This is a genomic window from Bacillus sp. 0909A, assembly GCF_036765115.1.
GTDB lineage: Bacteria > Bacillota > Bacilli > Bacillales > Bacillaceae > Bacillus > Bacillus mojavensis.
Map to the genome: position 1 here is coordinate 443,563 of NZ_JBAIZU010000001.1, position 11,966 is coordinate 455,528.

Below are 11,966 nucleotides of genomic sequence, written 5' to 3' on the forward strand. Positions count from 1 at the left end.
ACATGATGAGATTTTCTAACAAATTCAAAAAGGTGCCTTACCTGTTACAAGCGCTTCTCAATGTCTGTCTGTTCTTCCTGGCGTTAGCCTTAAGCGCACTTCTGATCAGCGAGACTTGGTACATTGTGCTTTTCGTATACAAGTCACTGTTCAACAAAGTGGACAGCTATTATGAGATGCTTGGAGAACTGCTTATATTCTTCATGTACTTTGAGTTCATTGCTTTGATTATCAAATACTTCAAATCAGACTTTCATTTTCCGCTTCGTTACTTCATTTATATTGGCATCACAGCTGTCATTCGTTTGATTATCATCGATCATGATCAGGCGATCTCAACGTTCTGGTGGGCGATGGCCATTCTTGCAATGATTTGTGGGTTCTTTATTGCCAATAGACGAAATTCTGTTGTTGAACATTAATAAATTAGATCGCTTTATGCCGATACGCCGCCGAAATGTCCTAATTGTGAAAGGGAACTGGTACAGATTTTTATAAGTCTATCTGTTTAATGTCAGCTCAGAAATTTGTAGTGGATCAAATTGAATCGTGGTTGTAAGTGGATATCTGAATGTATGTATTGGCTACTTTAACAGACATGTCCCAATGAAATAGCATTAACTGTCTGGAGATGAAAATCGCTTCTTTATTTTGCAAGGAAGAGGTTAAAATTCTTAATAAATAAGATGAAAAAGTTAGAATGGACGTTTATTGGTTTTCATCACCATTTTTTACCATAATTGATATAAACGTATAGAAATGATAACAAATGAATATAGAGTGTGTAATGAAAATTAGCTTTCATAACCAATGAGCTAGATTTACTATATTGAGGGCCCAGTGATATAGAAAACAGATCGATGGTTCAAACCATCGGTTTTTTTATTTGTTTTCATACTCATTGAAAATCACCTCATTAGGACAAACAGTTATTACATAGCATTACCCATGGGGGGATGCATTTTATGAAGGTAATAATCATCGAGGGACCGCAAGCTGACAAATGCATGAACGATTGCTATCATTATTTAATAAAACTTTATAGGAAGGAGATCCAGGGTGATAGCAATATACCGAGGAACAAGCGATCAAGGGATCGAACATCGACAGCCAGATCGAGGCCTGCATAAAGAAAGCAGGGACTAAGGATGTGCTGAAGTATGCCGATGAAGGATTTACTGTGGAGCTTTTAGAACGTCCGGCTTTGAATGCCTGAGGGAGGATGCAAGCAAGGGACTTATAAGTCAAGTTATTTGTTACGATCCTGCCTGTCTTTCTCGGAGAGCTTATCAGCGATGAAAAAATGATTTTCATAACTCTTTCAAATAGAGAAAGCCGGAATATGAGATCCGGCTTCTTCTGCATTATTTCCCCTTCGCTTTCTTCCGCTTTTCCTTCTCCGCCCGATAGAACTCATGAAACATCTTCATCAGCGCCCGTTTCTCAATCCTTGATACATAGCTACGCGAAATACCGAGTTCTTTGGCAATCTCACGCTGCGTTTTTTCCTTCTTCAAATCAAGCCCAAACCGCCCGACAATTACTTCCTTTTCACGGTCATCTAAAATGTCAATGTATTGCTTCACTTTTTCAAGCTCCATATTGAGCTGGATTGTATCAATCACGTCTTCATTTTCTGATTTCAGGACATCGATCAGGCTTATTTCATTCCCTTCTTTATCCTGCCCGATCGGATCATGAAGGGACACGTCTTTTTTTGTTTTTTTCAATGCGCGTAAATGCATGAGGATCTCATTTTCAATACACCGCGCAGCATACGTCGCCAGTTTTGTCCCTTTTCCGGCGGAATAGCTTTCAATTCCTTTGATTAGCCCGATTGTTCCGATGGAGATTAAGTCCTCTGCGTCTTCACCTGTATTTTCAAACTTTTTTACAATATGGGCGACCAAGCGAAGATTATGCTCAATCAGCATGTTTCTGGCATGTTCATCCCCTTTAGCCATGAGCTCTAAGTATTTTTTTTCGTCGCTGCTTGAGAGCGGTTGTGGAAAGGCATTGTTTTTCACGTAAGATACTAAAAAGACAAGCTCTTTAACTACAAAACCGAGCGCTGCGAAAACACCTGTCACCATCGTCACCTCCACATGATTATGTAGGCAAAAGCCTATATGTCAATGTATGTGATCGGAAGGCTGTCTGTGTCTGTACCGGGAAAATTCTCAATGAGAGCTTAGGTTATGTTTTTTAAAATAATCTTTACGCTGCCCCCATACATTTAAATGAACGTAACTGTATGGGGGGATGAGGATGAAAAGATGGATGGCAATGCTTCTTCTGGCGGCAGCAGTTTTTCTTTGTTTGTTGGGAAAGGATATGACGGCTCCGCAACAGGTCAAGGGGGCTGCTTTATATGACAAAGTTTTATATTTTCCGTTGTCTCGTTATCCGGAAACCGGGGATCATATAAGAGATGCGATTGCCGAAGGACATTCTGATATATGTACAATTGATCGTGATGGAGCGGACAAAAGGCGGGAGGAATCATTAAAAGGAATTCCGACGAAGCCTGGTTTTGATCGAGATGAATGGCCGATGGCAGTTTGTGAAGAAGGAGGCGCCGGAGCCGATGTCCGCTATGTAACGCCTTCTGATAATCGCGGCGCCGGTTCATGGGTAGGAAATCAAATGAGTGGTTATCCAGATGGCACCAAAGTGTTGTTTATTGTTCAGTAATAAAAGAAGAGGCTCAATTCTGAGCCTCTTTTGCTATGATCCTATGTTGCCGCTAGGCTGATTTTCCTGAGGAGGATACGTTTCTGCTTCTCGCCAATACTGGCGTGTGCCTTCTTCACGTACAACGATCCCGATCCTTGCAAGTTCAAGACGAAAATCTTCAATGTCGTCTGTTTCCTCTTTTTTCAGTGCTTTCTGACGAGCCTTCAATATAGCATGAGCGCTCGGAGAGAGATCGGGTGATTCAGGTACCCATCGTCGAAATTTATCTTTAAACGGGTCACCTTCTGCCGACCATATGTAATGGTGTTTTTTAAAGGCCTGCTCAATGATTTTAGGTTTTTCATCTAATTCTTCACGTGCCAGTTCATATCCGTCTGTTCCTAAGAGGACAAGCCGTTTATGATCAATAAATACCAGAGCAATGTCTTCGGAGTTGATCGTTTGAACATGCTTGCCTTTCAGTAATTCCACAGAGTCGTCTGTAATGTGTACAGTTAATAGCAATTTGATGATTGAATGAGCAAACCATATACCGGCAATCAGGCCAAGCGCCGCGGTGATAAACTTCGCCGGTGATCCATGAAAAGAGGCAACAAGCCGAAGAGGGCCTTCTAATGGAATCCACGGCAGGGATAATGCCCATTTCGCAAGCTGGTGAAAAAAATACCCAATGAGGAGACCGATGATTGCAAGTGTACCGTATAATAAACATTTCGCGGTTTTCTTAATTCCAATGATTGTTTGTGTTTGATCCTGCAAGTTGTCACCTTCTTAGCTAGAAATAAATTGAATTCGCTTCCCATATTTTAACTTAAATAGAGAGGAAATCAAGGATGTTTCCACGATTTCTGCTGTAATACATGAAGGCGCCAAATGATTATCACACCCTCTTTCTGATAAAGATCATACAGAAACGATATGACACGGGAAAAGGAATCACTCTGGCTGATGATCACGGCCTTTGAGAAAACAGGACGTATCACAAAGCAGTTCACAGGGAACATAAAGAGTAATGGCTTTAGAGTTTAGACAACCAGGAGGATCTCACATGAAACTAGGATTGATCGGCTTAGGGAAAATGGGCATCAACATAGGAAAGCAATTGATTGATCGCAATTATCATGCAGTCGGGTATGACGTGAATCAAGCGGCTGTTGATGAACTGATGTCTTATGGGGCTGAGGGGACAACGAGTATAAAAGAGTTGATTTCTTCATTAGACATGCCGCGAATACTATGGGTTATGGTGCCCCATGGCGTGGTCGATACTGTTTTGCGTGATGTAACACCTTTATTAAGCAAAGGTGATATTATCATCGAAGCCGGAAATTCTCATTATAAAGAATCGATTCGTCGCTATAATCAAATGAAAGAAGCGGGTATCTATTATCTCGATGCGGGAACGTCGGGCGGAATGGAAGGTGCACGGCACGGAGCCTGTTTTATGGTGGGGGGAGACCCGGAAGCATGGGAGATTGCCGAGCCGCTGTTTCGGGATACTGCTGTTGAAAATGGATATTTATATGCCGGAGAAGCGGGCAGCGGCCACTTTTTGAAAATGATTCATAATGGCATTGAGTACGGAATGATGGCTGCTATTGGCGAAGGATTTGAAGTGCTGGAAAAAAGCCCGTTTGAGTTTGACTACGAGAAAGTTGCAAGGGTATGGAATCATGGATCTGTCATAAGGTCGTGGCTTATGGGGCTGACTGAGCGAGCTTTTTCTAAAGACGCGAAGCTGGAACAGATCAAAGGCGTCATGCATTCCTCAGGGGAAGGGAAATGGACAGTGGAAACGGCACTTGATTTGCAGACAGCCACCCCGGTGATCGCGATGTCGCTCTTGATGAGATACCGTTCGTTAACAGACGATACGTTTACAGGAAAGGTCGTTGCTGCGCTCCGTAATGAATTTGGAGGACATGCAACAGAAAAAAAGTAAGGGGGCGAAACGGGCCGCCCTTATTTTTTTGAGACTTTCACAAGATGAGGAAACTTTTTATATATGATCAGCATCAGGATCAGAACGTAGGTCCCGTAAATACTGAAGGATAGTAATTTGTTGCTGGAGAAATTGGCGCCGGCAATGGTAACAACTAAAATATTTGGGATTTTTCCTATTAAAGAGGCCAAGAAAAAAACATGCCACCGAACACTGCTTAGTCCGCATACAACATTCATGACAAGAGAAGGAATAACAGGGATAAGTCTTCCCAATAAAACAGCGGTAAACGCATTTTTATCGAAGGAAGCCTCGTATCCTTTTATAGCAGGGTAAGCTTTTATTTTTTTCCTAGCCCAATCACGAAAGCTGTACCTCGCGAGAAAAAATAGCAATATCGTACCGAGCATTGAACCGGCCAGTGTAATCCAAACGCCATTTGCAATTCCGAACACAGCGCCATTTAAAGCTGCAATAATTGCAAACGGCACAATCGGGAAAAAGACGTCGGCTGCAATCAGAAGCATACTACATAAAACGGAGATCAAGCCGCCTGCTTTTATAGCATCAAGCCAAGCTTCTTTCTGATAAAACCCGACTGCAATAACGGCGATGATCAAGATTATACCTAAAGTCTTTTTTAACATATCAATTATCCACTCCCAACACTTGTGGCGATGTCAGGAGGTAGAATCTCCGGCATCTACGTTAGTATAACTTGTACCATTTCGGAGGTTCAACTGTCATACGAGTGGGGGGAAATACAATTCTTTTTTAGCTAGTAAAATAGGCTGTCCATTTCACTCGTTTCTACATTCTTTAATAGTAGGGAGGGATAGAAATGGTAGCGATAAAAAAGGATTTTATACCAAAATCAAACGATAACCGTCCCGGTTATGCGATGACACCTGCCTATATTACGGTGCACAATACAGCAAATACCGCCAAAGGTGCCGATGCAAAAATGCACGCTGATTATGTAAAAAACCCAAGTACATCTGTCAGCTGGCATTTTACAGTAGACGATTCAGACATCTATCAGCATCTGCCTCTTACTGAAAACGGGTGGCATGCTGGCGACGGCACCGATGGGACAGGGAATCGCAAATCAATCGGGATTGAAATCTGCGAAAATGCAGACGGCAATTTTGACAAAGCAGTAGCTAATGCGCAGTGGCTGATCAAAAAATTGATGAAGGATCACAATATTTCGCTGGATCGTGTTGTTCCCCACAAAAAATGGTCCGGAAAAGAATGTCCCCGCAAACTCTTAAATCAATGGAGTGCATTCAAAAACGGAATTTCTTCCTCTGATACGCCATCTAAAGAATCACCCAAATCTTATCCTCTGCCTTCAGGAGTAATAAAACTTACTGCGCCTTATAGAAAAGGCACAAAAGTTCTTCAGCTGCAAAAGGCTTTAGCAGCACTTCATTTTTACCCCGATAAAGGTGCGAAGAATAACGGTATTGACGGCATTTATGGACCGAAAACAGCAAATGCCGTGAAACGTTTTCAGCTGATGAATGGATTAAAAGCTGATGGTATCTACGGACCGAAAACAAAGGCCAAGCTTAAAGCGAAATTAAAATAAATGCAGAGGTAATCAGTAGCCTGTTTCCTCTGGCGGAAGCAGGTTATTGCAATCAACTCTCTGAAGTGTTTTTTCGCAGGAAAAGACGGGAACTGAAATAGATATATCACCCCTTAATGGAGAGAATGATTTTAGTCGAGAGGGACACGTTAACATTAGAGAGAACGCTTAACGAAAAAACTCTGCGTTGAATGAAACAGAGCAGAGGTATAACATAAAGGTGAAGCTTTTGGGGGTGTAAAGATGAAGTATATGTTCATCCTTTTCCTAGTGCTGTTCGTTACAGCAGGATGCGGAAGGGGATACGAAGACGTGGTAGCATTTGGTGACAGCAATACACGCGGCTCTAATTGGGATTATCGTGACTATCCAAAAGCGCAGCAGTGGGTCAATATATTAAAAACGGCTGAACGCGGGAATCTTGATATCCTCAATGCAGGAATTGGAGGACAAACGACAGAAGATGCCCGTTTACGGTTTCAAACAGATGTACTCGATCAAAAACCTAAGCATCTTTTTATTATGTTTGGCACTAATGACGCCGCGATTCTGGCTGAAGGAAAGCCGAGAGTGTCAAAGCTGCGTTTCAGAGAGAATCTGGTTTACTTTATAAAAGAAAGCAGAAAACACGGCATCAAGCCTGTTTTAATGACGTGTATTCCTATTATTGAAGGAAACGGAAAGCATCACCTCTTTTACTATTCCAGGTATAAAGCGGCTGCTTTTGAATCAAAAGGCGGGGCGAGAAAGTGGCATAACTCATACAATGATATTACAAGAGATGTCGCGAAACATATGAATGTGCCTCTCGTAGACAACTGGAAGCATTTTATTGAAGCAGACGGCGGAGAAGCTACTGATGAAGCGCTTATCCAATCCGGCTTGATAGATCCTTCAGGCAATCATATGACACCAAAAGGGGCAAGGGTTGTTTATGAAGGGATACAAGATGGGCAGGTCCTGAAGCGCTGATCCGGACAAAGGCCTAAGCCGTTTTATTTCTCCTACATAGGCTATGATAGAAACATTTCTAAGGAGGCGCGCTTCACATGTACAGCGGGTATTTATACACGTATCCATTCGGCGGCTGGCCATATGGTGCAAGCAGAGCATACGGATACACTTTTATCGTTGTTTTGATTGTTGTTCTCCTGATTGTGGGCGGAGTGTATTGGCTCACATAAAATCCAGCCCTGAAAACACCTCTTTTTAGGGGTGTTTTTTGCTGAAAACAGTAGTAAAGCGCGTAACTGAAGTGATATAATATCAGTCATCTGAGTAAAAAAAGGAAATACGCCCGGAAAAAATAGACAAATTCCTATTAAGAAGATACGGAAATAATATGTCCGAGCGATCTTCTTTTTATTTCGTTTTCGATTAACTCGATAAAGTCGCGGTTTAAATTCATTTCGGTGGCTTTGAAATAAGATTCTATTAATAGTTCATCAGACAATTTTCTCATGCTAGGAACCCAATTAATGGGAGAGACACCTCCTTCATAGTTGGAATCATTCATGACTTTGTGACATACATTTATAGGTTGCGTTCATCTGAAGCTGAAGATTATCTTTAATCTACCATGAATTGCATATAAGAACAATCGTTCTGTTATCCACACCAAAAAGTGGATAACTTGTGAGTATCATGTTTATAATTTGTCTAAAGAGTGATGTAATAAGAGTGGATAGTGTGTGTAAATTTATCCACACCTGGTGAAGAAACCCAATTTTTGTCGAAATTTTTTTGCTCAGTTTTTCTTTAAGCGCAAGTTCGATTTTTTTCGACATTAATTTTAAGAGAAAGAAAAGGGAAGGGTGCGGGTTTTGTTAAAAAAGTTTTTTTTACCTGACGAGTTTGTAAAAAATATTTTTCATATTACACCTGAAAAATTAAAGGAACGAAATGTAAAAGGAATTATCACTGATCTGGACAATACGCTTGTTGAATGGGACAGACCAAACGCCACGCCGCGATTGATCGAGTGGTTTGAAGAAATGAAAGAGCACGGCATTAAAGTGACGATTGTCTCTAATAATAATGAGCGAAGAGTAAAACTTTTCTCGGAACCGCTCGGCATACCATTCATCTATAAAGCAAGAAAACCGATGGGCAAAGCCTTTAATAGAGCAGTGCGCAATATGGAGCTGAAAAAAGAGGACTGTGTTGTCATCGGAGATCAGCTGCTGACTGATGTACTCGGCGGGAACCGTAACGGCTACCATACGATCCTGGTCGTGCCTGTCGCTTCCTCAGACGGCTTTATTACGCGTTTTAACCGCCAGGTCGAACGCAGAATACTGAGTGCTCTCAAACGAAAAGGGCACATTCAGTGGGAGGAATAAGAATGGAAAAGGTTGTTTGTATCGGCTGCGGAGTTTCAATCCAAACCGAGGACAAAAACGGTCTGGGATACGCGCCGCCGGCTTCGCTTTCTAAAGAAAGTGTAATTTGCCAGCGCTGCTTCAGACTGAAAAACTACAATGAAATACAAGACGTTTCCTTAACGGATGATGACTTTTTAAACATCCTTCATGGAATTGGAGAAACCGATTCTCTCGTCGTTAAAATTGTTGATATTTTCGATTTTAACGGCAGCTGGATTAATGGATTGCAGCGCTTAGTCGGAGGAAATCCTATATTGTTAGTCGGAAACAAGGCGGATATTCTGCCTAAATCGCTCAAAAGAGAACGGCTGATCCAGTGGATGAAGCGCGAGGCGAAAGAGCTTGGCTTAAAACCGATTGACGTATTTTTGGTCAGTGCGGGACGCGGCCAGGGAATCAGAGAAGTCATTGATGCGATTGAGCATTACCGTAACGGCAAGGATGTTTACGTTGTCGGCTGTACCAATGTAGGGAAATCAACGTTCATTAACCGGATTATCAAAGAAGTGTCCGGTGAAGACAACATCATCACAACATCGCAATTCCCGGGCACAACTCTTGATGCGATTGAAATTCCGTTAGATGATGGCTCAGCGCTTTATGATACACCTGGAATCATCAATCACCATCAAATGGCGCACTATGTAAACAAAAAGGATTTAAAAGTGCTTTCGCCCAAAAAGGAACTGAAGCCGCGCACATTCCAGCTAAACGATCAGCAAACGCTGTATTTCGGCGGACTGGCAAGGTTTGATTATGTTTCAGGTGAAAGAGCTGCCTTTGTCTGCTATATGCCGAATGAATTAATGATTCACAGAACGAAACTTGAAAATGCTGACGCGCTTTATGAAAAGCACGCAGGAGAATTGCTCACACCGCCGGGAAAAGATGATATGGATGAGTTTCCAGAACTTGTTGCCCATACGTTTACGATGAAAGAGCAAAAGACAGATATCGTTTTTTCTGGGTTAGGCTGGGTAACGGTGCATGACGCGGATAAAAAGATAACGGCTTATGCGCCAAAAGGCGTTCACGTATTTGTTCGGCGCTCATTAATTTAACAAAAAGGGGAGAGGGGTATGAAGAAGCTGTACGGGGTTATCGGAAATCCGATTGCGCATTCCATGTCGCCGGATATCCATAACGAGGCTTTGAAGGATCTTGGTTTGGACGGACACTACCATGCATTTAAGGTGGAAGAGGATAGTCTTGAAGATGCGGTAAAAGGGATAAGAGCTCTTGGCGTACAAGGCATCAATGTGACTGTTCCGCACAAGGTTTCCATCATGGATCATCTCGATCATATTGATGAGAGCGCAAAAGTGCTTGGTGCCGTTAACACTGTCAGAAGAGAAGGAGACAAGCTTGTCGGATATAATACAGACGGAGAAGGCTTTGTGAAATCTTTAATGAGAATTTTGGACAAACCAATCTCTGAGCTGTCTTTCTTAATGATCGGCGCGGGCGGGGCAGCGAGAGCGATTTTTACGACGATCGTCCGCGACAATCCGGAAAAGTTTGATATTTGCAATCGAACGATAGAAAAAGCCAAACAGCTCACAGAATCCGCTCCCTCGTTCCGCAATGTAGAAGTGTTAAGCATAAAAGAAGCAGAAGAACGGCTTGAGCAGTATGATGTAATTATCCATACAACATCTGTAGGCATGTATCCAAACGTGGAAGATATTCCGCTTTCGCTGCAGCGTGCTGCAAGCAGTGCGGTTGTTTGCGATATCGTGTATAATCCGATTCAGACTTCATTATTAAAAGAAGCAAAGCAAAAAGGTCTGAAAACACTGGATGGAGTCGGCATGTTTGTTGAGCAGGCCGCATTGTCTTTCCGCTTGTGGACGGGACATGAACCTGATGTTGAAAAAATGAGATCTATTGTAGTAGGGAAATTAGGAGGAAAATAATGCTAACAGGAAAACAAAAACGTTTCTTGCGTTCAAAAGCGCACCATTTAAGCCCGATTTTTCAAGTAGGAAAGGGCGGAGTCAATGACAACATGATTAAACAAATTTCTGAAGCGCTTGAAGCGAGAGAGCTGATTAAAATCAGCGTTCTTCAAAACTGCGAAGACGATAAAAATGATGTTGCAGAAACTCTTGTTAAAGGAAGCCGCGCACAGTTGGTTCAGACGATTGGCAATACGATTGTTTTATATAAGGAATCAAAGGAAAATAAACAGATCGAGCTTCCTTAAGGTGGTTGAAATGAAGAAAATCGGAATTTTTGGAGGCACGTTTGATCCTCCGCATAACGGTCACCTTTTAATGGCGAATGAGGTGCTGTATCAGGCGGAGCTCGACGAAATTTGGTTTATGCCCAATCAAATACCTCCGCATAAACAGGATGAAGACTATACAGACAGCACTCATCGGGTGGAAATGTTGAAGCTTGCGATCCAGTCTAATCCATCCTTTAAGCTGCAGCTGGCTGAAATGGAAAGAGAAGGGCCGTCATATACCTTTGATACCGTTTCTTTACTAAAACAGCGATACCCGAATGATCAGCTATTCTTTATCATCGGTGCTGACATGATTGAATACCTGCCGAAATGGTATAAGCTGGACGAGCTGCTGAACCTTATTCAATTTATCGGAGTAAAGCGCCCCGGTTTTCATGTTGAAACCCCTTATCCGCTTCTCTTTGCAGACGTTCCGGAGTTTGAGGTATCATCGACTATGATAAGGGAACGGTTTAAAAGCAAGAAGCCCACTGACTACTTAATCCCTGATAAAGTGAAGAAGTATGTAGAGGAGAATGGTTTATATGAATCGTGAGGAGGCACTTGCCTGCGTCAAGCAGCAATTGACCGAGCATCGATATATCCATACAATTGGCGTAATGAACACGGCGATTGAACTTGCGGAGCGCTTTGGCGCCGACTCCAAAAAAGCGGAAACGGCGGCTATCTTTCATGATTACGCCAAATTCCGTCCAAAAGAAGAAATGAAACAAATTATTGCCAGAGAAAACATGCCCGCGCATCTGTTAGATCACAACCCAGAGCTGTGGCATGCTCCGGTCGGCGCTTACCTAGTCCAGAGGGAAGCGGGAATTCATGACGAAGATATTCTTGACGCGATCAGATACCATACCTCTGGGCGTCCGGGCATGACGCTTTTGGAAAAAGTCATTTACGTTGCCGATTATATTGAACCAGGCCGTAAATTTCCCGGTGTTGATGAGGTGCGCGAACTAGCAGAAACGGATTTGAATCAAGCGTTGATTCAGTCGATCAAAAATACAATGATTTTTCTAATGAAAAAAAATCAACAGGTTTTCCCAGATACATGTTTGACTTATAACTGGCTTGTGTCTGGCAAATGAACAGGAGGAATAT

Annotated in this window: 17 protein-coding genes and 2 pseudogenes; 14 read left to right on the top strand and 5 right to left on the bottom strand. The window is 42.4% G+C overall.

Annotated elements, in window-relative coordinates; genetic code table 11:
• The first annotated feature begins 5 nt into the window (after positions 1–5).
• The 3 genes and pseudogenes from psiE to V6D42_RS02300 all read left to right on the top strand — a co-directional run.
• A complete protein-coding gene (gene psiE, locus V6D42_RS02290) occupies positions 6–422 on the top strand; it encodes a phosphate-starvation-inducible protein PsiE (protein WP_003246154.1) in 417 nt (138 codons plus the stop codon).
• A gap of 543 nt (positions 423–965) precedes the next feature.
• Entirely contained in the window at positions 966–1,130 is a 165-nt protein-coding gene (locus tag V6D42_RS02295; RefSeq protein ID WP_333512261.1) for a hypothetical protein, read from the top strand.
• Positions 1,088–1,284 (top strand): annotated as a pseudogene (locus V6D42_RS02300) (recombinase family protein); the annotation flags it as partial. The gene V6D42_RS02295 and the pseudogene V6D42_RS02300, both read left to right, overlap by 43 nt.
• Here V6D42_RS02300 and V6D42_RS02305 read toward each other — a convergent pair.
• Positions 1,250–1,365 (bottom strand): annotated as a pseudogene (locus V6D42_RS02305) (hypothetical protein). The pseudogenes V6D42_RS02300 and V6D42_RS02305 overlap by 35 nt on opposite strands.
• Positions 1,365–2,093 carry an RNA polymerase sporulation sigma factor SigK gene (sigK, locus tag V6D42_RS02310; protein WP_174754429.1) on the bottom strand — a complete coding sequence of 243 codons (729 nt, stop codon included), beginning with the start codon at positions 2,091–2,093 and terminating at the stop codon, positions 1,365–1,367. Before sigK ends, V6D42_RS02305 begins: the two are co-directional and overlap by 1 nt.
• 175 nt (positions 2,094–2,268) lie before the next feature.
• Here sigK and V6D42_RS02315 point away from each other — a divergent pair, with 175 nt between their 5' ends.
• Positions 2,269–2,694: a NucA/NucB deoxyribonuclease domain-containing protein gene (locus V6D42_RS02315; RefSeq protein WP_333512262.1), complete on the top strand. Its 426-nt coding sequence runs from the start codon at positions 2,269–2,271 to the stop codon at positions 2,692–2,694.
• Between the two features lie 33 nt (positions 2,695–2,727).
• Here V6D42_RS02315 and V6D42_RS02320 read toward each other — a convergent pair whose 3' ends face one another.
• Complete coding sequence (locus V6D42_RS02320; RefSeq protein ID WP_333512263.1) at positions 2,728–3,456, bottom strand: YqeB family protein; 729 nt, start codon at positions 3,454–3,456, stop codon at positions 2,728–2,730.
• 289 nt (positions 3,457–3,745) lie between these two features.
• Between V6D42_RS02320 and gnd the strand changes: the two genes are divergently transcribed.
• Positions 3,746–4,639 carry a phosphogluconate dehydrogenase (NAD(+)-dependent, decarboxylating) gene (gnd, locus tag V6D42_RS02325; protein ID WP_333512264.1) on the top strand — a complete coding sequence of 298 codons (894 nt, stop codon included), beginning with the start codon at positions 3,746–3,748 and terminating at the stop codon, positions 4,637–4,639.
• Between the two features lie 20 nt (positions 4,640–4,659).
• Here the strand turns inward: gnd and V6D42_RS02330 are convergent, their stop codons facing one another.
• Positions 4,660–5,286 (bottom strand): TVP38/TMEM64 family protein, encoded by a 627-nt coding sequence (locus V6D42_RS02330; protein WP_333512265.1) that lies wholly within the window; start codon positions 5,284–5,286, stop codon positions 4,660–4,662.
• Positions 5,287–5,480: 194 nt separating this feature from the next.
• Here V6D42_RS02330 and V6D42_RS02335 point away from each other — a divergent pair, with 194 nt between their 5' ends.
• The 3 genes from V6D42_RS02335 to V6D42_RS02345 all read left to right on the top strand — a co-directional run bounded on the left by V6D42_RS02335 (position 5,481) and on the right by V6D42_RS02345 (position 7,417).
• Positions 5,481–6,233 carry a peptidoglycan recognition protein family protein gene (locus V6D42_RS02335; RefSeq protein ID WP_333512266.1) on the top strand — a complete coding sequence of 251 codons (753 nt, stop codon included), beginning with the start codon at positions 5,481–5,483 and terminating at the stop codon, positions 6,231–6,233.
• Positions 6,234–6,476: 243 nt separating this feature from the next.
• Complete coding sequence (locus tag V6D42_RS02340) at positions 6,477–7,205, top strand: SGNH/GDSL hydrolase family protein (RefSeq protein WP_010335020.1); 729 nt, start codon at positions 6,477–6,479, stop codon at positions 7,203–7,205.
• Positions 7,206–7,282: 77 nt separating this feature from the next.
• Positions 7,283–7,417, top strand: a complete 135-nt coding sequence (locus tag V6D42_RS02345; protein ID WP_333512267.1) for a hypothetical protein — start codon at positions 7,283–7,285, stop codon at positions 7,415–7,417.
• Between the two features lie 137 nt (positions 7,418–7,554).
• Here the strand turns inward: V6D42_RS02345 and V6D42_RS02350 are convergent, their stop codons facing one another.
• Positions 7,555–7,695, bottom strand: coding sequence for a sporulation histidine kinase inhibitor Sda (locus V6D42_RS02350; protein WP_003226124.1), 141 nt, complete (start codon positions 7,693–7,695; stop codon positions 7,555–7,557).
• Between the two features lie 361 nt (positions 7,696–8,056).
• On the opposite strand from V6D42_RS02350, the gene V6D42_RS02355 reads away from it, so the two are divergent.
• Genes V6D42_RS02355 through yqeK form a run of 6 tightly spaced genes read left to right on the top strand, consistent with a single transcriptional unit; the run spans position 8,057 to position 11,953 of the window.
• A complete protein-coding gene (locus V6D42_RS02355; RefSeq protein ID WP_003226126.1) occupies positions 8,057–8,575 on the top strand; it encodes a YqeG family HAD IIIA-type phosphatase in 519 nt (172 codons plus the stop codon).
• 2 nt (positions 8,576–8,577) lie between these two features.
• Complete coding sequence (yqeH, locus tag V6D42_RS02360) at positions 8,578–9,678, top strand: ribosome biogenesis GTPase YqeH (protein WP_010335017.1); 1,101 nt, start codon at positions 8,578–8,580, stop codon at positions 9,676–9,678.
• 18 nt (positions 9,679–9,696) lie between these two features.
• Positions 9,697–10,533, top strand: a complete 837-nt coding sequence (gene aroE, locus V6D42_RS02365; protein WP_333512268.1) for a shikimate dehydrogenase — start codon at positions 9,697–9,699, stop codon at positions 10,531–10,533.
• Positions 10,533–10,823: a ribosome assembly RNA-binding protein YhbY gene (gene yhbY, locus V6D42_RS02370; protein ID WP_268504967.1), complete on the top strand. Its 291-nt coding sequence runs from the start codon at positions 10,533–10,535 to the stop codon at positions 10,821–10,823. Before aroE ends, yhbY begins: the two co-directional genes overlap by 1 nt.
• A gap of 10 nt (positions 10,824–10,833) precedes the next feature.
• Entirely contained in the window at positions 10,834–11,403 is a 570-nt protein-coding gene (locus V6D42_RS02375; protein ID WP_010335014.1) for a nicotinate-nucleotide adenylyltransferase, read from the top strand.
• Complete coding sequence (gene yqeK / locus V6D42_RS02380) at positions 11,393–11,953, top strand: bis(5'-nucleosyl)-tetraphosphatase (symmetrical) YqeK (RefSeq protein ID WP_333512269.1); 561 nt, start codon at positions 11,393–11,395, stop codon at positions 11,951–11,953. The genes V6D42_RS02375 and yqeK overlap by 11 nt, the downstream gene beginning before the upstream one ends.
• Positions 11,954–11,966 lie beyond the last annotated feature (13 nt).

Bases quoted from the DNA above. Each gene is read 5' to 3' on its own strand.
- psiE (WP_003246154.1), top strand. From the start codon at position 6: ATGAGATTTTCTAACAAATTCAAAAAGGTGCCTTACCTGTTACAAGCG.
- V6D42_RS02295 (WP_333512261.1), top strand. From the start codon at position 966: ATGAAGGTAATAATCATCGAGGGACCGCAAGCTGACAAATGCATGAAC.
- sigK (WP_174754429.1), bottom strand. From the start codon at position 2,093: ATGGTGACAGGTGTTTTCGCAGCGCTCGGTTTTGTAGTTAAAGAGCTT.
- V6D42_RS02315 (WP_333512262.1), top strand. From the start codon at position 2,269: ATGAAAAGATGGATGGCAATGCTTCTTCTGGCGGCAGCAGTTTTTCTT.
- gnd (WP_333512264.1), top strand. From the start codon at position 3,746: ATGAAACTAGGATTGATCGGCTTAGGGAAAATGGGCATCAACATAGGA.
- V6D42_RS02330 (WP_333512265.1), bottom strand. From the start codon at position 5,286: ATGTTAAAAAAGACTTTAGGTATAATCTTGATCATCGCCGTTATTGCA.
- V6D42_RS02335 (WP_333512266.1), top strand. From the start codon at position 5,481: ATGGTAGCGATAAAAAAGGATTTTATACCAAAATCAAACGATAACCGT.
- V6D42_RS02340 (WP_010335020.1), top strand. From the start codon at position 6,477: ATGAAGTATATGTTCATCCTTTTCCTAGTGCTGTTCGTTACAGCAGGA.
- V6D42_RS02345 (WP_333512267.1), top strand. From the start codon at position 7,283: ATGTACAGCGGGTATTTATACACGTATCCATTCGGCGGCTGGCCATAT.
- V6D42_RS02350 (WP_003226124.1), bottom strand. From the start codon at position 7,695: ATGAGAAAATTGTCTGATGAACTATTAATAGAATCTTATTTCAAAGCC.
- yqeH (WP_010335017.1), top strand. From the start codon at position 8,578: ATGGAAAAGGTTGTTTGTATCGGCTGCGGAGTTTCAATCCAAACCGAG.
- aroE (WP_333512268.1), top strand. From the start codon at position 9,697: ATGAAGAAGCTGTACGGGGTTATCGGAAATCCGATTGCGCATTCCATG.
- yhbY (WP_268504967.1), top strand. From the start codon at position 10,533: ATGCTAACAGGAAAACAAAAACGTTTCTTGCGTTCAAAAGCGCACCAT.
- V6D42_RS02375 (WP_010335014.1), top strand. From the start codon at position 10,834: ATGAAGAAAATCGGAATTTTTGGAGGCACGTTTGATCCTCCGCATAAC.
- yqeK (WP_333512269.1), top strand. From the start codon at position 11,393: ATGAATCGTGAGGAGGCACTTGCCTGCGTCAAGCAGCAATTGACCGAG.